This is a genomic window from Streptomyces sp. SudanB52_2052, from assembly GCF_964272415.1.
In the GTDB taxonomy this organism is placed as follows: Bacteria; Actinomycetota; Actinomycetes; order Streptomycetales; family Streptomycetaceae; genus Streptomyces; species Streptomyces olindensis.
The window spans coordinates 8,457,458-8,476,410 of record NZ_OZ186796.1 but is presented as its reverse complement, the minus strand read 5'-3'; the positions used below and the strand labels follow the sequence as shown (position 1 = coordinate 8,476,410).

At 73.5% G+C, this 18,953-nt stretch carries 17 protein-coding genes; 10 read left to right on the top strand and 7 right to left on the bottom strand.

Annotated features, from left to right (window positions below):
- Nucleotides 1–3: 3 nt before the first annotated feature.
- Together ACSUPV_RS38070 and ACSUPV_RS38065 are read right to left on the bottom strand one after the other, a co-directional pair.
- Complete coding sequence (locus tag ACSUPV_RS38070; protein WP_359785095.1) at nucleotides 4–1,215, bottom strand: PP2C family protein-serine/threonine phosphatase; 1,212 nt, start codon at nucleotides 1,213–1,215, stop codon at nucleotides 4–6.
- Nucleotides 1,216–1,316: 101 nt separating this feature from the next.
- Nucleotides 1,317–2,075, bottom strand: coding sequence for an IclR family transcriptional regulator (locus ACSUPV_RS38065; protein ID WP_031119324.1), 759 nt, complete (start codon nucleotides 2,073–2,075; stop codon nucleotides 1,317–1,319).
- Between the two features lie 381 nt (nucleotides 2,076–2,456).
- Between ACSUPV_RS38065 and ACSUPV_RS38060 the strand changes: the two genes are divergently transcribed.
- Both ACSUPV_RS38060 and ACSUPV_RS38055 read left to right on the top strand, forming a co-directional pair.
- Nucleotides 2,457–4,202, top strand: a complete 1,746-nt coding sequence (locus ACSUPV_RS38060; RefSeq protein ID WP_436949568.1) for a hydrogenase maturation protein — start codon at nucleotides 2,457–2,459, stop codon at nucleotides 4,200–4,202.
- The gene (locus ACSUPV_RS38055) at nucleotides 4,199–4,684 is read left to right on the top strand and encodes a hydrogenase maturation protease (protein WP_078650620.1); all 486 of its coding nucleotides are present in this window, start codon (nucleotides 4,199–4,201) and stop codon (nucleotides 4,682–4,684) included. Before ACSUPV_RS38060 ends, ACSUPV_RS38055 begins: the two co-directional genes overlap by 4 nt.
- On the opposite strand, the gene ACSUPV_RS38050 is transcribed toward ACSUPV_RS38055, so the two are convergent.
- Nucleotides 4,641–5,096, bottom strand: a complete 456-nt coding sequence (locus ACSUPV_RS38050; RefSeq protein ID WP_382611614.1) for a DUF6069 family protein — start codon at nucleotides 5,094–5,096, stop codon at nucleotides 4,641–4,643. The genes ACSUPV_RS38055 and ACSUPV_RS38050 overlap by 44 nt on opposite strands.
- A 168-nt stretch (nucleotides 5,097–5,264) precedes the next feature.
- Here ACSUPV_RS38050 and ACSUPV_RS38045 point away from each other — a divergent pair, with 168 nt between their 5' ends.
- Both ACSUPV_RS38045 and ACSUPV_RS38040 read left to right on the top strand, forming a co-directional pair.
- Nucleotides 5,265–6,941 carry an NAD-dependent malic enzyme gene (locus ACSUPV_RS38045; protein ID WP_078650619.1) on the top strand — a complete coding sequence of 559 codons (1,677 nt, stop codon included), beginning with the start codon at nucleotides 5,265–5,267 and terminating at the stop codon, nucleotides 6,939–6,941.
- Between the two features lie 70 nt (nucleotides 6,942–7,011).
- Complete coding sequence (locus ACSUPV_RS38040) at nucleotides 7,012–7,926, top strand: RNA polymerase sigma-70 factor (RefSeq protein ID WP_436949567.1); 915 nt, start codon at nucleotides 7,012–7,014, stop codon at nucleotides 7,924–7,926.
- A gap of 7 nt (nucleotides 7,927–7,933) precedes the next feature.
- On the opposite strand, the gene ACSUPV_RS38035 is transcribed toward ACSUPV_RS38040, so the two are convergent.
- Nucleotides 7,934–8,671, bottom strand: a complete 738-nt coding sequence (locus tag ACSUPV_RS38035; RefSeq protein WP_436949566.1) for an SDR family oxidoreductase — start codon at nucleotides 8,669–8,671, stop codon at nucleotides 7,934–7,936.
- Nucleotides 8,672–8,845: 174 nt separating this feature from the next.
- Between ACSUPV_RS38035 and ACSUPV_RS38030 the strand changes: the two genes are divergently transcribed.
- Complete coding sequence (locus ACSUPV_RS38030; RefSeq protein ID WP_436949565.1) at nucleotides 8,846–9,574, top strand: dihydrodipicolinate synthase family protein; 729 nt, start codon at nucleotides 8,846–8,848, stop codon at nucleotides 9,572–9,574.
- Nucleotides 9,575–9,825: 251 nt separating this feature from the next.
- Here ACSUPV_RS38030 and ACSUPV_RS38025 read toward each other — a convergent pair whose 3' ends face one another.
- Both ACSUPV_RS38025 and ACSUPV_RS38020 read right to left on the bottom strand, forming a co-directional pair.
- Nucleotides 9,826–10,515: a maltokinase N-terminal cap-like domain-containing protein gene (locus tag ACSUPV_RS38025; RefSeq protein ID WP_436949564.1), complete on the bottom strand. Its 690-nt coding sequence runs from the start codon at nucleotides 10,513–10,515 to the stop codon at nucleotides 9,826–9,828.
- 35 nt (nucleotides 10,516–10,550) lie between these two features.
- Nucleotides 10,551–11,645, bottom strand: coding sequence for an aminotransferase class V-fold PLP-dependent enzyme (locus ACSUPV_RS38020; protein ID WP_436949563.1), 1,095 nt, complete (start codon nucleotides 11,643–11,645; stop codon nucleotides 10,551–10,553).
- On the opposite strand from ACSUPV_RS38020, the gene ACSUPV_RS38015 reads away from it, so the two are divergent.
- Together ACSUPV_RS38015 and ACSUPV_RS38010 are read left to right on the top strand one after the other, a co-directional pair.
- Entirely contained in the window at nucleotides 11,635–12,414 is a 780-nt protein-coding gene (locus ACSUPV_RS38015; RefSeq protein WP_436949562.1) for a LysR substrate-binding domain-containing protein, read from the top strand. The two genes, ACSUPV_RS38020 and ACSUPV_RS38015, sit on opposite strands and share 11 nt — an antisense overlap.
- Nucleotides 12,415–12,582: 168 nt before the next feature.
- On the top strand, nucleotides 12,583–13,128 hold the full coding sequence (locus ACSUPV_RS38010; protein ID WP_436949984.1) for an AAA family ATPase: 546 nt from the start codon (nucleotides 12,583–12,585) through the stop codon (nucleotides 13,126–13,128).
- A 72-nt stretch (nucleotides 13,129–13,200) separates the two neighbouring features.
- Here ACSUPV_RS38010 and ACSUPV_RS38005 read toward each other — a convergent pair whose 3' ends face one another.
- Nucleotides 13,201–13,740 (bottom strand): AAA family ATPase, encoded by a 540-nt coding sequence (locus ACSUPV_RS38005; protein ID WP_436949561.1) that lies wholly within the window; start codon nucleotides 13,738–13,740, stop codon nucleotides 13,201–13,203.
- Between the two features lie 282 nt (nucleotides 13,741–14,022).
- Here ACSUPV_RS38005 and ACSUPV_RS38000 point away from each other — a divergent pair, with 282 nt between their 5' ends.
- The 3 genes from ACSUPV_RS38000 (at nucleotide 14,023) to ACSUPV_RS37990 (ending at nucleotide 18,948) form a co-directional block, all read left to right on the top strand.
- Nucleotides 14,023–15,255, top strand: coding sequence for a cytochrome P450 family protein (locus tag ACSUPV_RS38000; RefSeq protein WP_436949560.1), 1,233 nt, complete (start codon nucleotides 14,023–14,025; stop codon nucleotides 15,253–15,255).
- Between the two features lie 254 nt (nucleotides 15,256–15,509).
- Nucleotides 15,510–17,144, top strand: coding sequence for an ABC-F family ATP-binding cassette domain-containing protein (locus ACSUPV_RS37995; protein ID WP_436949559.1), 1,635 nt, complete (start codon nucleotides 15,510–15,512; stop codon nucleotides 17,142–17,144).
- Nucleotides 17,145–17,223: 79 nt separating this feature from the next.
- The gene (locus tag ACSUPV_RS37990) at nucleotides 17,224–18,948 is read left to right on the top strand and encodes an ABC-F family ATP-binding cassette domain-containing protein (protein ID WP_436949558.1); all 1,725 of its coding nucleotides are present in this window, start codon (nucleotides 17,224–17,226) and stop codon (nucleotides 18,946–18,948) included.
- Nucleotides 18,949–18,953 lie beyond the last annotated feature (5 nt).

Here is an 18,953-nt window from a genome sequence, read left to right as displayed (position 1 = left end):
CTCTCACGAGCAGCACCTCGCCTCCGACGCGGCGGCGAGGGGGCCGGGAGCGGCCGCTCGGGGACGGTCCGCTTCGTCGGCGGCCGGCTTGCGGATCAGGAGCAGGGCCGCGTCGTCGTGCAGCCGGCCGCCGACGTGGGCCAGCAGTTCGTCGTGCAGGGCGTCGAGGGTGCGGCCCGGCTCGTGGGAGACGTGCCGCTCCAGCCCTTCGGCGAGCGGGTAGAAGGCCCGGCCGCCGTCGCGGGCCTCGGTGACCCCGTCGGTGTAGAGCAGCAGCTGGTCGCCGTCGGCGAAGGGCAGCGCCTGGAGGCGCGGTGTGTGCCCGGTGAGGGCGCGCAGTCCGAGGGGCGGGCCGGGGTGCGCGGGCTCCACCGCCGTCACGCGCCCGGAGGCGTCCACGAGCAGCGGGGGCGTGTGCCCGCAGTTCACCACCTCCAGCTGTCCCGCCCCCGGGTATCCGGCGACGACGGCGGTGACGAAGTCGTCGTGGCCGAGGTTCCGGGCCAGGCTCCGCTCGATCCGGTCGACCACGGCCAGCAGATCCGGCTCGTCGTGGGCCGCCTCGCGGAAGACGCCCAGCACCAGCGCGGCGGTCCCCACGGCGGGCAGCCCCTTGCCGCGCACGTCGCCGACGATCAGCCGCACTCCGTGCGGGGTGGGTATCAGGGCGTAGAGGTCGCCGCCGATCCGGGCCTCGGCCGCCGCGGCGCTGTAGCGGACGGCCGCCTGGAACGGTCCGACGGTCGACGGCACGGGCCTGAGCAGTGCGTGCTGGGCGGTCTCGGCGACCGAGCGGACGGCGGCGAGCACCCGTTCGCGGCGCCCGCGCAGGACGCCGGCCAGCCCGCTGGCGAGGGTGACGGCCACGAACGCCGACAGCAGGGCGGCCAGTTCACGGCCCGGCACACCGTCGCGGACGCCGAGGGTCGCGCCGAGCGCCACGGCGAGACAGCCGATCCAGAGGACTCCGCGCGGCCCGTTGGTCGTGGCCGCCAGGGCGGGACCGGCCGCGAGCAGGGGCAGCCAGATCATCCCCGCTCCGTCCGCGAGATCGGCGAGCACCACGACGGAGACGACCAGGACGGGCAGGCCGGGTGCGCCCACCGCCAGCTGCGCGGCGGCCCGCCTGCGGGCCGAAGCCCTCGTACCGGACACTCGATTGCCGAACGGCCCTCCAGGCCGGGGGTCGCCACCACGGTCTCGGGCTTGGCTCATGTTCGCTTCCGCAGTCCTCACCTGTGCGCCGGGCACATTACTGAAATGCCTGTTTCATCCAGAAAACGGGGTGAGGTCGGACACGGGCAAGGAGAGGTTTTTCAGATAGTGAGCGAGAGGCTCCGGGTCACGCGGCTCGCGGTCGGGAGCAGCCGCTCCCGGATCTCCGGCAGCCGGGAGAGCCGGTTCGCCGGGAGGGAGACACCGAGGGAGCCGAGCGTGTCACCGCTGTAGACCGGGACGGCGACGCAGACCGTGCCCAGGGTGTACTCCTCCAGGTCGGTGACGGCCGGGGCGAGGGGCGGGGTCTCCAGCCGTCGGAGCAGTTCGGGCAGGCTGGTGATCGTCCGCGGGGTGAGGTCGGCGAGGTGATGGCGGGAGAGGTAGTCCTTGCGGGCCTCCTCGTCCAGCTCGCGCAGCACGGACTTGCCCAGTGCGGTGGCGTGCCCCGCGTCCTCGAAACCGACCCAGAGGTCGACGCGGGGCGTTCCGGGGCCGTCGACGATCTCGGCGACCCGGATCTCGCCGTCCTCGTAGAAGGTGAGGTAGGCGGCCGTCGCGAGTTCGTCCCGCAGGGCGGCGAGCGTGGGCCGGACGCGGCTGAGCAGTGCCTGCGCGCGGCCCGTGGTCTGCAGCGTCTGCAGCTTGTCGCCGAGGATGAACCCGCCGTCGTCCAGCTTCCGCACGTACCCGTCGTGGGTCAGGGTCCGCAGCAGGTGGTAGGCGGTGGCCAGGGGCAGGCCCGTCTCCCGCGCCAGCTGTTTCGCCGGCGCGCCGTTCTCGTGCGCGCTCACCGCCTCCAGCAGCCGCATGGCCCGCTGGACGGAGGTGATGAGCGTAGGGCCGTCTCGCGCACCCATACGACCAGCGTGCGGCAGGCGCACGGCGCGGGCAAGGGGGACCGGTGAGCGATGTCGGTGACTTCCCCGACGGCCCGCCGACGGCCCAGAGCTGGTTGTCACATCAACCGCCCGGGCCGTCACGTTGATCTCCCGCAGCCGGTTCGGGTCACGGGCCCGCGTACTGGGCTCCGGTCAGCTGGTCACCGGCCAGGCTGACGGTGCCGCCGAGGAACCGCTCGCCGCCCTTGAGGCCGCGCCTGGGCGCCATCATCGCACTCCGGTGGCCACGGGCGTCCCGCTGACCGCGCCGTCGGGAGAGTACGCCGGAAGCGGACGAGGGCCGCGAAACGCCGCGGTGGTCCTTCGCGGCCCTCCTGTCACGGGCGACCATGCCATGTCATGGACATCTTGCTCGTCGCCAGCGCGTTCAACAGCCTGTCCCAGCGCGTGTACGCGGAACTGTCGGACCAGGGGCACCGGGTGGACGTCGTCCTCGCCTCGCACGGCGCCGACGCGGTCCGGGCCGCCGTGCGCGAGGTGCGCCCGGAGCTGGTCGTCGCCCCGATGCTGAAGTCGGCCCTGCCGGAGGACGTGTGGCAGGAGCACACCTGCCTGATCGTGCACCCGGGGCCGCCCGGCGACCGCGGCCCGTCCGCCCTGGACTGGGCGATCGCCGAGGAGGCGTCCGAGTGGGGCGTGACGGTGCTCCAGGCCGAGGCGGCGATGGACGCGGGCGACATCTGGGCGGACGGGACGTTCCCGGTGCCGCCGGCCGGCAAGAGCGACCTGTACCGCAATGAGGTGTCCGACGCCGCCACGGCCGCCGTCCTGCTCGCCGTGCGGCGGTTCGCGGACGGGTCCTTCAAGCCGCGCCCGCAGAGCGACCCCGAGGTCCGCGTGGTGTGGCGGGACTACTTCCGCCAGGAGCAGCGGCGGATCGACTGGGAGCAGGACGACACCGCGACGGTGCTGCGCAAGCTGCGCGGGGCCGATTCGCAGCCGGGCGTCCTGGACGAGCTGTGCGGCCGGGAGGTGTTCCTGCACGGCGGGCACCCCGAGGACCGGCTGCGCGGGCGGCCCGGGGAGCTGCTCGCGACCCGGGCGGGCGCGGTCTGCCGGGCCACCCGGGACGGGGCGGTGTGGATTCCGGAGCTGCGCCCCCGCAAGAGCTCCGGCGACCCCGCGCCGTTCCGCCGCCCGGCCGCCTCGGTGCTCGCCGGCTTCCCGGCGCCGCCCGGCAGCGGCCCGGGCATGCCGGGTGCGTACGACCGTCCGTACTGGCTGCCCGAGATCGCCGTCCCGCTGGAACTACCCCCGGAGCGCACCACCTGGACCGACATCCGCTACCGGCAGCGGGGGGACGTCGGCTTCCTCTCCTTCTCGTTCCCGGGCGGGGCGATGAGCACCGTCCACTGCCGCAGGCTGCTCGCCGCCTACCGGTACGCGCTCACCCGCCGCACCTCGGTGCTGGTGCTCGGCGGTGCCCGCGACTTCTTCTCCAACGGCATCCACCTCAACGTCATCGAGGCGTCGAGCGACCCGGCGGGCGAGTCCTGGTCCAACCTCGTCGCCATGAACGACCTGGTCGAGGCCGTGCTGCGCACCACCGACAGGGTGGTGGTGGCGGCCCTCGGGGGCAACGCGGCGGCCGGCGGCGTGATGCTCGCCCTGGCCGCCGACGAGGTGTGGTGCCGCACGGGCAGCGTCCTCAACCCGCACTACCGGACCATGGGCCTGTACGGCTCGGAGTACTGGACGTACTCGCTGCCGCGCCGCGTGGGCGCGGAGGCGGCGGAGCGGCTGACGAGCGAGGCGCTGCCGGTGAGCGCGGCGACCGCCGAGCGGATCGGGCTGGTGGACCGTCTGGTGCCGGTTCCGGGCGCGGAGTTCGCCGCGGAGGTCGAGCGCCTGGCCGCCGACGTGGCCGGCGACCCGGACCTCGCCCGTCGGATCACCACCAAGGCCACGGCACGGCACGCGGACGAGCTCCAGCGGCCCCTCGCGGAGTACCGGCGGACCGAACTCGCCCGCATGCGCGCCGACTTCTTCGACCCCGAGGCTCCGTACCACGCGCTGCGTTCCGCGTTCGTCCGCAAGCTCCCGCACGGCTCCGCCCGTCCGCCGGCCCGGGACGGCGCGAGGTGAGCGCCCGGCTGCTGGTGGCGGGGGTCGGCAACATCTTCCTCGCGGACGACGCCTTCGGCCCCGAGGTGATCCGCGCCCTGGACCACCGTCCGCTGCCGCCGGGGGTGCGGGTGCGGGACTTCGGCATCCGCGGCATGGACCTGGCGTACGAACTGCTCGACGGCTACGACACGGCCGTCCTGGTCGACGCGGCCGTCCGGGGCCACGCGCCGGGCACGCTGTCGCTGATCGAGCCGGAGCCGCCCGGCGGTTCCGCGGCAGCCGCTCCTCCGGAGGCGCACGGCATGGACACGGCCAAGGTCCTCGCCCACCGTCGCCTCCTCCGGCGGAGTGGGACTGGGCCTTTCGGGTGTCAGGGCGCGGCGGGGGGCACAGGACGACGGCCCGTCGGCGGCGGGGCGCGACGGGCCGGTGTCCGGGTCCGGAGAGGCGGGGGCGTCACCGCTGCCCGTGGGAGAGCCGGCGGGCCAGCACGGGGATGATCACCGCGGCGGCCACTGCGTGCGACACGGCCAGGACGACCTGCGTGGAGGTGGCGGTGTGTGGGGCGACGGCCGGCCCGGCGAGGGACAGCGCGGTGAGGGCGACGGTGGTCACCGTGAAGGTGCGGGCGGGCCGCCGGGCCCAGCGGGCGAGCGCCACGGCGAGGACGACGCCGGCGACCGACCAGAAGACCACCCCGCCGAAGAAGCCGCCGACCGGGATCTCCGCGGCCTGAGTGGCCCCCGGGCTCGCCGCCTCCATGGGGACGCCCGCCGCCCGTGCGGCGAGCGCGAACACCTCCGTCACGACGGCACCGGCGAGGGTCGCCAGGACACCGACCAGCCAGACGGGGCGGGCGGAGAGAAGGCCTTCGGCGCGTGCGGCCCGGGTCTGAGGCGTCGTCACACTCATGTCACTGTCTCCTGCGGGATGTTGGGGCTCGGTATGCCTTACGGAGGGGTAGACCGGGCGGCGCGGTGGAACTCATCGGTGGCGGAGGACGTTCTCGAGGGGACACGGTTCGTCCGGATGGCACAGCTCACCCGCACGTTCCGGCGCGTCTCGGGAACACGTCACCCCATGGACCAGCCGATGAACCTCCCCCGCCCCACCACGAGCCCCGCCGTCACGACCCTGGCCGACCCGCTGGTCAACAAGGGCACCGCCTTCAGCCGCGGCGAACGCGAGGCACTCGGTCTCGACGGCCTCCTGCCACCCGCCGTCGAGACCCTGGACGAGCAGGTCGCCCGGGCTTATGAGGCGTTCCGCAGCTACGACAAGCCCCTGAACCGGCACATCTATTTGCGGCAGCTCCAGGACACCAACGAGGTGCTCTTCCATCGTCTGGTCACCGAGCACCTGGAGGAGCTGCTGCCCGTCGTCTACACCCCGACGGTGGGTGAGGCATGTCAGCGGTTCAGCGAGATCTACCGACGGCCCCGGGGGCTGTTCCTGACCTGGGAGGACCGGCACCGCTTCCGGGACATCCTGCGCAACCGCCCGCACCCGGACCAGGACGTGGACGTCATCGTCGTCACCGACGGGCAGCGCATCCTCGGCCTGGGCGACCAGGGCGTCGGCGGCATGGGCATCCCCATCGGCAAGCTCAGCCTCTACACGGCGATCGGCGGCATCCACCCCGCCCGCACCCTGCCGATCCTGCTGGACGTCGGCACGGACAACGAGGACCTGCTCGACAACCCGCGCTACCTGGGCCGCCGCGCCCGCAGGCTGACCGGCGCCGAGTACGACGAGATGATCGAGGCGTTCGTCTCGGCCGTCGAGGCGGAGCTTCCCGGGACACTGCTGCAGTGGGAGGACTTCGCGACCGCCCACGCCCATCCGATCCTCGCCCGCTACCGCGACCGGCTGCTCACCTTCAACGACGACATCCAGGGCACGGCGGCCGTCACGCTCGGCGCCCTGTCGACCGCGGCGGACGTGGCGGGCACCCCGCTGCCCGACCAGCGCCTGGTGATCCTGGGCGCGGGGTCGGCCGCCATCGGCGTCGCCGACATGATCCGTACGGCGATGATCGACGAGGGACTGTCGGAGGACGAGGCCACGCGGCGGTTCTGGATCCTCGACGTGGACGGCCTGCTGGTGTCCTCGCGCTCCGAACTGACACCGCAGCAGCGGAGGTTCGCGCGCGACGACGGCGAGGTGTCCGGCTGGGAAGGGACCGGTCTGGCCGAGGTGGTGCGTCGCGTGGAGCCGACGGCGCTCATCGGCCTGTCGACGGCTCATGGCGCGTTCACCGAGGAGATCGTCCGGCAGATGGCCTCGACCTGCGAACGGCCCGTCGTCTTCCCGCTCTCCAACCCCACCTCCCACTCCGAGGCGGAGCCCGCCGACCTCACCCGCTGGACCGACGGACGGGCGCTGATCGCCACCGGTTCGCCCTTCCCTCCGCTGACGGTGGACGGGCGCGAGGTGCCGGTGGCGCAGTCCAACAACGTGTACGTCTTCCCGGCCATGGGCCTCGCGGTGACCGCGAGCCGCGCCACGCGCGTCACCGACCGCATGCTGGTGGCCGCCGCCCGGGCCGTCGCGCGGTGCGCGGTGCGGGCGGCGGACGGCGACGACGGGCCCGTTCCGCTGCTGCCGCCGCTGGCCGGCATGCGGGAGTCCGCACGCGAGATCGCCCTCGCGGCGGCCCTGGCCGCCGTGGAGGACGGCGTGGCCCCGCAGGCCACCGAGGAGGAGCTGCGCGAGGCGGTCGCACAGGCGCAGTGGACGCCCCGCTACGCGGACTGAGCGCCGCCGGTGCCCGCGGGGTCGTACTGTCTGGGGGGCAGGACGGTCGACCCGCGGAGGCATCGGCAGCATGGACCAGCACCAGCCCCTCACCGACGACGCGCTGGACGCGGCCGCGGACACCTTCGAGCGGCTGCGGCCGCGGCTGTTCGGGATCGCCTACCGCGTCCTGGGCAGCGTGTCCGAGGCCGAGGACGTGGTGCAGGAGGTGTGGGTGCGCTGGCAGGGCGCCGACCGGGAGGCGATCCTCGACCCGGGGGCGTTCCTGGCGAAGACCACCACCCGGCTGGCGATCAACGTGGCCCGGTCGGCGCGGGTCCGCCGCGAGGCCTACGTGGGGCCCTGGCTGCCGGAGCCCGTGGACACCGGCGTCGATCCGCAGGTCGGCGCGGAGCGCGGCGAGGCGCTGGAGCTGGCCGTGCTGCTGGTCCTGGAGCGGCTGAACCCCGTGGAGCGGGCGGCGTACGTGCTGCGGGAGGCCTTCGACTACGCCTACGACGAGATCGCGGACATGCTCCGGCTGAGCCAGGCCAACACACGGCAGATCGTCTCCCGGGCCCGCAAACGCCTGGCCTCCGAGCGCCGTGAACCGGTCGACACGGCACAGCACCGGCGCCTGCTGGAGGCCTTCGTCGCCGCCGCTCGGCGCGGCGACGTCGCCGCGCTGGAGAGCGTGCTGTCGGCCGACGTGGTCGCCTACGCGGACGGCAACGGCCTGCGCGGCGTGGCCCGGCTGGAGATCGTGGGGGCCGAGCGCGTGGCCAGGGTCACCGCCTTCGCGCAGAAGTTCTTCCCCGGCGCCGAGTACGGCATCGTCGAGGCCAACGGGCAGCCCTGCCTGCTGCTCGTCCGGGACGGGGCCGCCGTCGCCCTGGTGAGCGCCACGGCGGGGCCGGACGGCATCGACGGGCTCTACTGGGTGCTGGCGCCGGACAAGCTGCGGGCGTACGAGCGGTCGGCGCGCAGGGGCGCCGACCGTCCGTAGCCGGGGGTCAGTTCTGCTTCAGCCACTCCTCATAGCGGGTGGCGGCGAGGTGCGCGATCCCGTCGCCGGTGAGCACGTCGGGCATGCCCGCGAACAGGCCGGCGGTCTCGTCGGTGACGACGGTGCGGCCGTCCGGCTGGACCGCCAGGGTGATCTCGCCGAGCCGGTCCAGCCCGTACACCTCCGGCCCCGCGATGTCGCGGATGCCGTTCGACGGCTCGCCCTGCGCCGCCTCGGCGACGGCCGCGGCCACGTCGGCGGAGGCGATGGGACGCAGCCGCGTGGACGGCAGCCGCACCTCGGTGCCCTCCGTGGACATGTTCATCACCGGCGCTATGAACTCGAAGAACTGGGTGGCGCGGACGATGCTGTACGGCATCCCGCTGCCGCGCGCGGCGTCCTCCTGGGCGACCTTCGCCTCGTAGTAGCCGTAGCCGGGCACCCGGTCGACGCCGACGATGGACAGCACGACGTGGTGGTGGACGCCGGCCTCCTTCTCCGCGGCGAACAGGTTGCGGGCCGAGCGGGTGAAGAAGTCCAGGGCCGGCTCGGTGTCGAAGGACGGCGAGTTCGAGACGTCCACGACCACCTCCGCGCCCTTGAGGGCCGCGTCCAGGCCCTCGCCGGTGAGTGTGTCGACGCCCGTGGAGGGGGCGGCGGCCACGGCCGTGTGACCACGGTCGCGCAGGCGCGCGACCACCTGTGAGCCGATGAGCCCCGTTCCGCCGACGACCACGATCTTCATCACTGTCTCCCGTCGCTGGTTGCTGATTCACCGGAAAGACAAGGCGGAGCCCGGATCTGTGACAGCCTGCCTGCCGACCCGTACCGCAGTCGTCCCGAGGAGTCCTTGCATGTTCCGCCGTCTCAGCGCCTTCCGCCTCACACCCACGACCGAGGACGGCATCGACGAGCGGGCGTGACGGCGCTCGCGGTGGAGGCCGCCGACGGGGTGCCGGTCATGGCCGGCATCGGGGCGCTGCGGACCGCGCAGGTCCTGGCCCATGCCGAGGAGGCGCAGAAGGCCGGCGCGTCCGCGGTGCTGCTCGCCCCGATGACGTACCAGCCGCTCACCGAGGACGAGGTGTTCGGCCTGTACGAGGACGTCACCCGGGAGCTGTCGGTGCCGCTGTGCGTGTACGACAACCCCCGCACCACGCACGTCGACTTCACTGACGAACTGCACGGCCGCATCGCCGGGTTGCCGAACGTCGCCGCCGTGAAGATCCCGCCGGTGCCCGGCGACCGGGCGGCTGCCCGGCAGCGCGTCGCGGCGTTGCGGGCGCTGCTCCCGGAGACCGTCGCCGTCGGCGTGAGCGGCGACTGGTCGGCGGCCCCCGGGCTGAACGCCGGCTGCGACACGTGGTATTCGGTCATCGGGGGCCTGTTCCCCCGCACGGCGCTCGCCCTCACCCGTGCCGCCCGGAGCGGGGACGCCGAAGGGGCCCTGGCCCGCTCGACGCGGCTGGAGCCCCTGTGGGAGCTCTTCCGCGCGCACGGGGGCCTGCGGGTGGTGTCGGCGGCCGCCGCGCAGCTGGGCCTCGCCGCCGAACCGAACCTGCCGCTGCCCCTGCGCGGCCTGCCCGCCGACGCCCGGCGCCGGCTGGTGACGGTCCTGGAGGACCTGGAGCTGGACGCGACCGCGTGACCAGCCGATGGGTCGTCGGGCGGTAATCAGCCCATGGGCCGTCCGGCACACCAGCCCATGGGCCGTCCGGCACACCAGCCCATGGATCGTCCGGTGCGATCGGCGGACGGTCTCCCGCGGTGATGGCCGTACGGCCGGTGGCCGTGGTGTGGTCCGTGCGCAAGGCGCTGCGGGGACCGTGCCGACGGCCCTGGAGGAGGCCGTCGGCGCAGGGCATCACTGTCGGCCGCCGCGCCCCGGAGGCGGCGAGGCTATGCGCGGGGCCCGGGTTGCAGGACGGCGAACAATCCCCGGGCACGCGTGCCGTCCGGCAGCTGCCAGGGACCGGTGACATGGCCGATCGCTCCCTGCGGCGGGAGAGGCCGGTCGTCCGGCGCCGGCCGCAGGACCCGCTGCAGGCGGAGGATCGGACCGTGAGACGTGGTCAGTTCGGTGCCTTCCCGGTCGTCGGTGCCGGACAGGGCCGAGTCCGCGCCGGAGAAGACGGGGCCGTCACCGGTGAAGGAGACGATGACCTCCCGGTTGAGGGCATCGCTTGTGTTCTGGTCCTGGGCCTGCGTCCGCCCCTCGAACAGCGCCGCCAACTGGGCCGCCAGCACGGGGTCGTGGCAGCCGTCGTAGGCCCAGCGCTGCCCCAGCACGCCGTGCTCCATGGTGCCGACGAGGGCGTGTTCCGCGCCGTCGAGCGGGGCACCGCGGTAGGTCAGCGGCACCAGGTAGGCGGCCGGGTGGGAGCCGGAGCAGTCCATGGACGCGGAGGTGTCGGTGACCACCATGAACTCGATCCCGACCTCGCCCTGCGGATCGTCCAGCCGGAAACCGCCGGCCTTGGCCAGCACCGGTTCGGCCGCGCCACCGCGGTACCAGGGGCGGGAGGGCAGCCAGGGGGTGAGCAGTTCCAGCTTGGTCGGCTTGAGGGTGGTGTGGTGGATGACGGCCATGCCGAGAAGTCCCTTCCGAGGGGGCGTGCGGGCAGCTACACCCTTTCAGGCGCGCCGTTTTGAGGGCGCGGCCGGTGGGCGGCTGCGAGGTCGGCGAGGACCTCGACGGCGCGGTCGATCTCGGCCTCGGTGTTGTAGTAGTGCGGCGAGAGCCGCAGCAGCGGGTGGACGCCCCGGGCCTCGGTGTCGAACTGCGTCTGCGCGGGGTCGGTGGTGCTGACGTTGATGCCGTGCGCGGCGAGGGCGGCCGCGGTGTCGGCCGTCGCCATGGTGTCGACCTTGCAGGTCACGATGGCGCACCGCTGACGGCCGAGGTCGTAGGTGGTGATGCCGGGCACGGCGTCCAACTGCTCGCGCAGGCGGGCGCCGAGGGCGAGGGTGCGTCGGCCGATCTCGTCCATGCCGAGGTGCAGGGCCTGCCGGACGGCGGTGCTCAGGCCCAGGACGCCGGCGTAGCCGGCCTCCCACGTCCCGAAGCGCCGCGCGCCGTCGTTCCAGGTGAATCCGCGCCTGCCGTCCCAGGTGGCCGCGGCGATCTCGATCACGTGCGGCTCCAGGAAGGCGAGTGCCTCGGTGCGCACCCAGAGGAAGCCGGTGCCACGCGGGCCGCGCAGGAACTTGCGGCCGGTGGCGGTGAGCATGTCGCAGCCGATCTCCGCCACGTCCACGGGGAACTGACCGACGGACTGGGTGGCGTCGAGGAGGAAGGGGACGCCGGCTGCGCGGGTGATACGTCCGACCTCGGCTGCCGGGTTGACCAGGCCGCCGCTGGTGGGGACATGGGTGAGGCCCACCAGCCTGGTGCGGTCGTCGATCAGGTTCGCCAGGGCGGTGGTGTCGAGCCGGCCGGACTCGTCGTCCGGGACGACGACGATCTCGGCTCCGGTCCGCCGGGCGGTCTGCAGGTAGGCGAGGACGCCGCTGCCGTACTCGGCCCGGCCGGTGAGGATGCGGTCGCCCGGCTTGAACGTCATGGCGTAGAACGCGGCGTTCCAAGCGTGGGTGGAGTTGTCGAACAGCGCGATCTCGTCCGCCGTGCCGCCCACCAGCCGCGCGAGGTGCCCGTAGGTGGCGTCGATGCGGTCCCGTTCCTGGTCCGCGGCCTCGTACCCGCCGATCGTGGCCTCCACCTCAGTCGGCGCTCCGCTGCTGGAGCGGGAAGGCCGGGGGGTCCGGCTGACGCCGCAGGCGGAGATCCTCGTCGCGCGTACGGAGAAGGCGCTGCGGGAGCTGGAGCGCGCCGAGGCGGAGATCGCGGAGTCGCTGCGGGAGACCTCCGGGGTGATCAGGGTCGCGGCCTTCCAGACGGCGATGCTCGCGCTGATGCCCGTCGCGTTGACCTGGCTGCGGGAGAACCACCCCCGGATCAGGGTGAAGGCCACGCAGGCGGAGCCCGACACCTCGCTGCCCGGTCTGCTCACCCGGGACTTCGACCTGGTGATCGACGAGACCTTTCCCGGACATGCGCGGCCGGCCCGCCACGTGGAGTTCGAGCACCATCTGCTGGGCGAGGACGCCATGCGGCTGGCGGCGCCCGCCCCCGTGGGGTCGCTCGCCGAACTGGCCGACCACCCCTGGGTGATGGAACCCGCCGGCACACCCGCCCGGGCATGGGCGACCGGCGTCTGCCATGCCGCGGGGTTCGAGCCGGACGTCGTCCACGTGTCCGCGGACATGCTGGTGCACGCACGGCTGGTCGAGGAGGGCCACGCGGTGGCGTTCCTGCCCGACATGCTGTGGTTCGACCGCACGCCCGGCCTCTTCCTCGACGGCTCCGCGGGCCATGTCCGCACGGTGCTCGCGACCGTGCGCGCCGGGGCCGGGGAGCATCCGCTGATCCGGGCCTTCCTCACTGCGATCCGCCACGCGATCGACGCGCGGGCCGCGCGCACCGGGTGACGGGGAGCAGCGGATGACGGCGCTCAGCGGCCGGGTGCTCCCGCCGAGTTGTTGCCGCACCGTATGGCGACGGCCGGGATCGGCCGGAAGACGGGGTTGCCCGTCCAGGCCGGAAGCACCAGGGGCGTTGCGGGCGTTCGTGAAGCAGTGTCAACGGACGTCTGTAGCCTGACCGCCGTGAGGGTGGGAACCCAAGAAATCCGGCTGGTCGTGCTGCGCGGCAACAGCGCCTCGGGGAAGTCGTCCGTCGCGGCCGGTCTCCGCGAGAAGTTCGGCCGCGGACTGGCCCTCGTGGGCCAGGACAACCTCCGCCGCGTCGTGCTACGCGAGCGGGACCGGCCCGGCGCCGCGAACATCGGCCTGATCGATCTGACCGCCCGCTACGCCCTGGACGCCGGGTACCACGTCGTGGTCGAGGGCCTCCTCTACGCCGACCGCTACGGCGACATGCTCGCCCGGCTGCGCGCCGACCACCGCGGCCCGACCCACGGCTACTACCTGGACGTGCCGTTCGACGAAACCCTCGCCCGGCATGCCACCAAGCCCATCGCCGACGAGGTCACCGAGGCGCAACTGCGCGACTGGTACCGCCCAGGCGACCTGCTGCCCGACGGCCACGAGACCGTCATCGGCGCCGACAGCGCCCTGCACGAGACCGTCGCCCGCATCATGTCCGACACGGGCCTGGCCCAGCTGCCCCCACTGGACCGCTGACCGGGGACGGCTCGGCGTTTCCGCGAGGGGCGTGTGTTCCCGGGTCGGGCGGCGAGCGCGTCCGGCGGACGATCATGCACCGGCTCGGACGTGGGACAGCACTTGGTCGGCCGGCTCCCGCGGAGACAACTCGCCGTCCAGGAACGTCGTGTCGGCGGGCAGCGCGTCGGCCGCGGCCAGACACGGTTCGATCCTGTCCTTGCACCAGCGCCGGACACGTTCGTCCCGCGCGGGATCGTCCGGTGTGAAGCTCCGCCCGTCGATCCGTTCTTCCAGGACCTGCCGGGAGACCTTGAGGAAGAAGTGGTGAACCTCGATGCCCGCGCCCTTCAACGCGCCGAAGATCTCACCGGCGTAACCGGGGTCGACCAAGGTCATCGGGACCAGCACCGGGCGGTCGTACTCCTCGACCAGTCCCACCGCCAGGTCGGCGACCTGCCTGCGCCACAGCCGAAGGTCCTGGAAGTCGCCGGTCGGCACCTCCACGATCTGCCGCAGCACGTAGCCGACCAGCTCCGGGTCGTGGACCAGCGCCTCGGGCCAACGGGTACGCAACTCGTCCACGAGCGTGGTCTTCCCGCTGCCGAACGCACCATTCACCCAGACGATCAACGCTTCCCTCCCTGCCCGGGCGCCGAGCAACCGGCCTCGGCCCAACCGTTTTCGCACCCCGTGCTCCTGACGGGTGGTTAGCGTAACTACATGCCGTTACTGAACCTGCGTCATGCGGTACGCCCGGCGCCCCGGGGAGCCCCCGTCCGCCTGACCGAGGCCGTGTCGGACGCATGAACCTTCACGGGCCCCGGCTCGTTCACCCGACGACGACCCCACCGTGCTGTCCGGGGCTCCCCCCCCCGGCACGGCCGCCAACCCCAGGACCGGGAGAGACGGATCATGAGCCTGCACGAGTCATGCCCCTACCAGGACGGCAGGGTGGTCATCGATGCCGCCTTCAAGGCGGACGCCCCGGCGCGTTACGCCCGGCTGCGGGAGCTGGGCCCCATCCACCCGGCCGAGTTCCACCTGGGTCTGAGGGGCTGGGTGGTCGTCGGCTACGACCTGGCGCGGGAGGCGCTGACCCACCCCGCCTTACGCAAGGACGCCACGCCCGCCGCCGAGGCCCTGGCCGCCGCCGGCTACGTCCTCCACCAGCCCAAGGTGGGCCTCGGGGCGCAGATGTTGGAGGCCGACCCGCCCGAGCACACCCGGCTGCGCCGGCTGGCGTCGGCCGCCTTCACGCCCCGGCGCACCGCCGATCTGGCACCGCGCATCGAGCAGATCGCCCACGACCTGATCGACGCGCTGCCACCGTCGGGCGAGGTCGACCTCGTCGAGGCCTTCAACGCCCCACTGCCCGCCACGGTCATCGCCGAACTCCTCGGCATCCCGCGGGAGCACCACCTCGACTTCCGCCGTTGGTCGGGACTGGCGCTCCGGGTGGCCTCACCCGAGCACCGTCCGGCGCTGGCCGGCCTGCACGGGCTGCTGGCCGACCTGATCGCCGCCAAGCGCCGGCACCCCCAGGACGACCTGCTGTCCGCCCTGGTCGCCGTGCGCGACGAGGAGGACGGCCGGCTCTCCGAGGAGGAACTCGTGGGGACGGCCATGATGCTGGTCGTCGCCGGCCACGAAAGCACGGTGAACCTGCTGGGCAACGCCCTGCTGGCCCTGCTGCGGCACCCGGACCAGCTGGAGCTGCTGCGTGAGCGGCCCGGGCTGATGCCCGGCGCGGTGGAGGAGTTCCTGCGCCACGACACCTCGGTCGAACGCTCCACCAGCCGCTACGCGTCGCAGGACCTGGAGTTGGGCGGCGTGCCGATCCCCCGGGGGAGCATGATCGTCGTCGCTCTCGGCTCGGCCGGGCACGACGCCCCGCAGGCCACGGGGGACGACCCCGCCGGTCTTGACGTGACGCGGCCGGGCGCCCGTCATCTCGCCTTCGGGCACGGCATCCACTACTGCCTGGGCGCGCCTCTCGCCCGGCTGGAGACGGACATCGCCCTGCGCACCCTGCTGTCCCGTGTCCCGGAACTCGCACTCGCCGCCCCGGTCGACTCTCTCGGCTGGATCGGTTCCGGGATCATCCGCGGCGTGCTGTCCCTCCCGGTGCGCTACCGCGTCGGCTGACGGCCCGGGTACGAATGTCCTGAACCCTTCGGCCATACGCCGAGGCCCGTTGCTAAGCTGTTGGCGGCATTGACCATGCACCGAGGAATCACAGACGTGGTGGGTGAAGACGACATCTCCGGGTGAGATCCGGATCTGACGGCCACCGGACGCGCTGAGGAGCGCCGCCGACGTGGCCGGTTCGTCGTACCCCTTTTTCACCCGTCTGCCGGGGCAGAGCTCTGTCTGCCCTCAGTTCCTTCGAGGTCGCCTCCATGTCCGATGCCGCCATCGTCTGCTCGAACCTCTCCTTCGTCTGGCCGGACGACACCCCGGTCTTCGACGACCTGTCCTTCACCGTCACCGCCGGCCGTACCGGCCTGGTCGCCCCCAACGGCTCCGGCAAGAGCACACTGCTCGGACTGATCGCCGGTGAACTCAAGCCCGCCAGCGGCTCGTTGGCCGTCAACGGCACCCTGGGCCACCTCCCGCAGAGCCTGCCGTTCACCGGCGAGCTCACCGTCGCCGAGGTGCTCGGCGTCGCGGAAGTGATCCGCGCGCTGGACGCCGTCGAGTCCGGGGACGTCGACGAGGAGCACTTCACCGTCATCGGCGACGACTGGGACATCGAGGAGCGCACCCGCGCCCAGCTCGACCGTCTCGGTCTCACCGGCCTCGCTCTGGACCGCCGTCTGGACACCCTCAGCGGCGGCCAGGTCGTCTCCCTCGGACTCGCCGCCCAACTGCTGAAGCGCCCCGACGTGTTGCTGCTCGACGAGCCCACCAACAACCTCGACCTGGAGGCCCGGCACCGGCTCTACGACGTGCTGTCGGACTTCAACGGCTGTCTGCTCCTGGTCAGCCACGACCGCGCGCTGCTCGACCGCATGGACCGCATCGCCGAACTCGGGCGTGGTGAACTGCGCTTCCACGGCGGGAACTTCACCGCGTACGAGGAGGCCGTGCGCGCCGAGCAGGAGGTCGCCGAGAAGAACGTCCGCAACGCCGAGCAGGAGCTGAAGCGGGAGAAGCGGGAGATGCAGCAGGCCCGCGAGCGTGCCGAGCGCCGCGCGAGCAACGCCGCCCGCAACCTCAAGAACGCCGGACTGCCCCGGATCTTCGCGGGCACCATGAAGCGGGGCGCGCAGGAGTCCGCGGGCCGCGCCGGGCAGTTGCACGCGGGCCGGGTCGGTGAGGCCAAGGCCCGGCTCGACGAGGCCGGACGCGCGCTGCGCGAGGAGCAGCGGCTCACCCTGGACCTGCCCGACACCCGGGTGCCCGCCGGCCGCACCCTCTTCCTCGGCCAGGGCATGCAGGTCAGCCTCGGCGGCAGGCCGGTGTTCGCGGAGGACGGCGTGGACCTGACCGTCCGGGGTCCGGAGCGCATCGCCCTGACCGGGCCCAACGGCGCCGGCAAGACCACCCTCATGCGGCTGCTCACCGGCGAACTCACCCCGGACAGCGGGGAGATCAGGCGCCATGACGGCCGTATCGCCTATCTTTCACAGCGCCTGGACCTGCTGGACCTGGACCGGACCATGGCGGAGAACTTCGCCGCGTACGCCCCGGAGCGGTCCGAGGCGGAGCGGATGAACCTGCTCGCCCGCTTCCTCTTCCGGGGCGCCCGCGCACACCTCCCGGCCGAGGTGCTGTCCGGTGGCGAGCGGCTGCGGGCCACCCTGGCCTGTGTGCTGTGCGCCGAACCGGCTCCCCACCTGCTCCTGCTCGACGAGCCCACCAACAACCTCGACCTGGTCGGCGTGAGCCAGTTGGAGAGCGCCCTCGACTCCTACCAGGGCGCCTTCATGGTGGTCAGCCATGACGAGCGGTTCCTCGCCGAGATCGGGATCAACCGCCGGCTGCGGCTGGCCGACGGGACGCTCCAGGAGACGGGGGCCCCGGCGGTGTGAGCCGCCGACGTGCCACGTGGCCCGCGTCCGAGGCCGTACGCCCGGCGGGCCGACCCCCGACCACGGAGGAAGGACACCCATGCCCCGGCCCGCTCTGCTCGCCCACGACCTCGTCCGCCACCTGGGCGGCCGACGCGTCCTCGACGGCGTCTGCCTGACCGCCTCCCCCGGCCACCGCATCGGCCTGATCGGGGAGAACGGCGCCGGCAAGTCCACCCTGCTGCGGGTGCTCGCCGGTGTGGACGCACCCGACGCGGGAAGCGTCACCCGCCCCGACGGCCTCGGCTTCCTCCACCAGGAGCTGCCGTACGACGCCGACGCGACCATCGCCGCCGTACTGGACGAGGCGCTCCGCGAGACCCGCGAGGACCTCGCGGAGCTGGACCGGCTCGGCGAGGAGCTCGCCCGCGCCCCCGAGGGCGATCCCCGCCACCGGGAACTCCTCGGCGCCTACGGCAGGCGGCTGGAGCAGGCCCAGGACCGGCAATCCTGGGACGCCGACCGCCGCGCGGCCCTGGTCCTGGACGGCCTGGGCCTCGGCGCGCTCGGACACGACCGCACCCTCGGTTCGCTCTCCGGCGGGCAGCGCGGCCGCCTGGCCCTGGCCGCGCTGCTCGTCCGCCGGCCCCCTGCCCTGCTGCTGGACGAGCCGACCAACCACCTCGACGACGAGGCCGCCGCCTTCCTGGAGGAGCAGCTCCGCGGCCTGCCCGGGGCCGTGGTGCTCGCCAGCCACGACCGGGCCTTCCTCGACGCCGTCTGCACCGATGTGATCGACCTGGATCCGGCGGTGGACGGCCCGGTCCGCTACGGCGGCGACTACAGCGCCTACCTGTCCGAAAAGCGCACCGAGCGGGAGCGCTGGGAGCGGCGGTACGCCGAGGAGCAGCAGGAGCTTGAGCACCTGCGCCGCTCGGCGGGGGTGACCGCGCGCCGGGTCGCCCCGGACCGCGGGCCGCGCGACAACGAGAAGATGGGCTACGGCCACCGAGGGGGCCGGGTGCAGAGCCAGATCTCCCGCCGCGTCCGCAACGCCAGCCGGCGCCTGGAGGAACTGGAGCGCGCCCAGGTTCCCGAGCCGCCGCGCCCGCTGCGCTTCGCGGCCGGGGATCTGGCGGCGCGGGCGGAGGAGGCACCGCAGCCGCTGGTGGCCCTGCGGGACGTACGGGTCCCCGGCCGGCTCGCACTGGACGCCCTGGAGATCGCGGCGACCGACCGGCTGCTGGTCACGGGCGGCAACGGGGCGGGCAAGTCCACCCTGCTCGCCGTGCTCGCCGGGCGCCTCCCCGCCGAGGGCGAGGTGCGCCGGCGCCGCCGGCTGACGGTGGGGCTGCTCACCCAGGACACCGAGTTCGAACGGCCCGACCGTACGGTCAGCGACACCTACGAGCTGTCGCTCGGCCCGGAGCGGGCGGAGAAGGTGCCGCTCGGCTCACTGGGCCTGATGCACGAGGCGGACCTGGGCAAACCGGTCGAGCACCTGTCCGTGGGGCAGCGCCGGCGGCTGGCCCTGGCACTCCTGGTGGCCCGCCCGCCGCACCTGCTGCTGCTCGACGAGCCCACCAACCACCTCTCGCCGCGCCTGTGCGACGAGCTGGAGGCGGCACTGGGCACCGGCCCGGGCGCGATCGTGGTCGCGAGCCACGACCGCTGGCTGCGGCGGCGGTGGCGGGGCCGCGAACTGCGCCTGGAGCACCGCTGGGGTGACCGCAGCCGCACGCGCCGGCGGTCCGGCACGCGAGCGACGGCAGACGGGGGCGCGGGCGCGGCCGTGACGCTCCTTGCGGCACACCGCGGTCACTAGTCAGG

What these genes read in the sequence shown, in the direction of transcription:
- ACSUPV_RS38050 (WP_382611614.1), bottom strand. Translation starts at nt 5,096, where the DNA reads ATGAGTGTGACGACGCCTCAGACCCGGGCCGCACGCGCCGAAGGCCTT.
- ACSUPV_RS38065 (WP_031119324.1), bottom strand. Translation starts at nt 2,075, where the DNA reads ATGGGTGCGCGAGACGGCCCTACGCTCATCACCTCCGTCCAGCGGGCC.
- ACSUPV_RS38070 (WP_359785095.1), bottom strand. Translation starts at nt 1,215, where the DNA reads ATGAGCCAAGCCCGAGACCGTGGTGGCGACCCCCGGCCTGGAGGGCCG.
- ACSUPV_RS38045 (WP_078650619.1), top strand. Translation starts at nt 5,265, where the DNA reads ATGGACCAGCCGATGAACCTCCCCCGCCCCACCACGAGCCCCGCCGTC.
- ACSUPV_RS38035 (WP_436949566.1), bottom strand. Translation starts at nt 8,671, where the DNA reads ATGAAGATCGTGGTCGTCGGCGGAACGGGGCTCATCGGCTCACAGGTG.
- ACSUPV_RS37995 (WP_436949559.1), top strand. Translation starts at nt 15,510, where the DNA reads ATGTCCGATGCCGCCATCGTCTGCTCGAACCTCTCCTTCGTCTGGCCG.
- ACSUPV_RS38060 (WP_436949568.1), top strand. Translation starts at nt 2,457, where the DNA reads ATGGACATCTTGCTCGTCGCCAGCGCGTTCAACAGCCTGTCCCAGCGC.
- ACSUPV_RS38025 (WP_436949564.1), bottom strand. Translation starts at nt 10,515, where the DNA reads ATGGCCGTCATCCACCACACCACCCTCAAGCCGACCAAGCTGGAACTG.
- ACSUPV_RS38000 (WP_436949560.1), top strand. Translation starts at nt 14,023, where the DNA reads ATGAGCCTGCACGAGTCATGCCCCTACCAGGACGGCAGGGTGGTCATC.
- ACSUPV_RS38040 (WP_436949567.1), top strand. Translation starts at nt 7,012, where the DNA reads ATGGACCAGCACCAGCCCCTCACCGACGACGCGCTGGACGCGGCCGCG.
- ACSUPV_RS37990 (WP_436949558.1), top strand. Translation starts at nt 17,224, where the DNA reads ATGCCCCGGCCCGCTCTGCTCGCCCACGACCTCGTCCGCCACCTGGGC.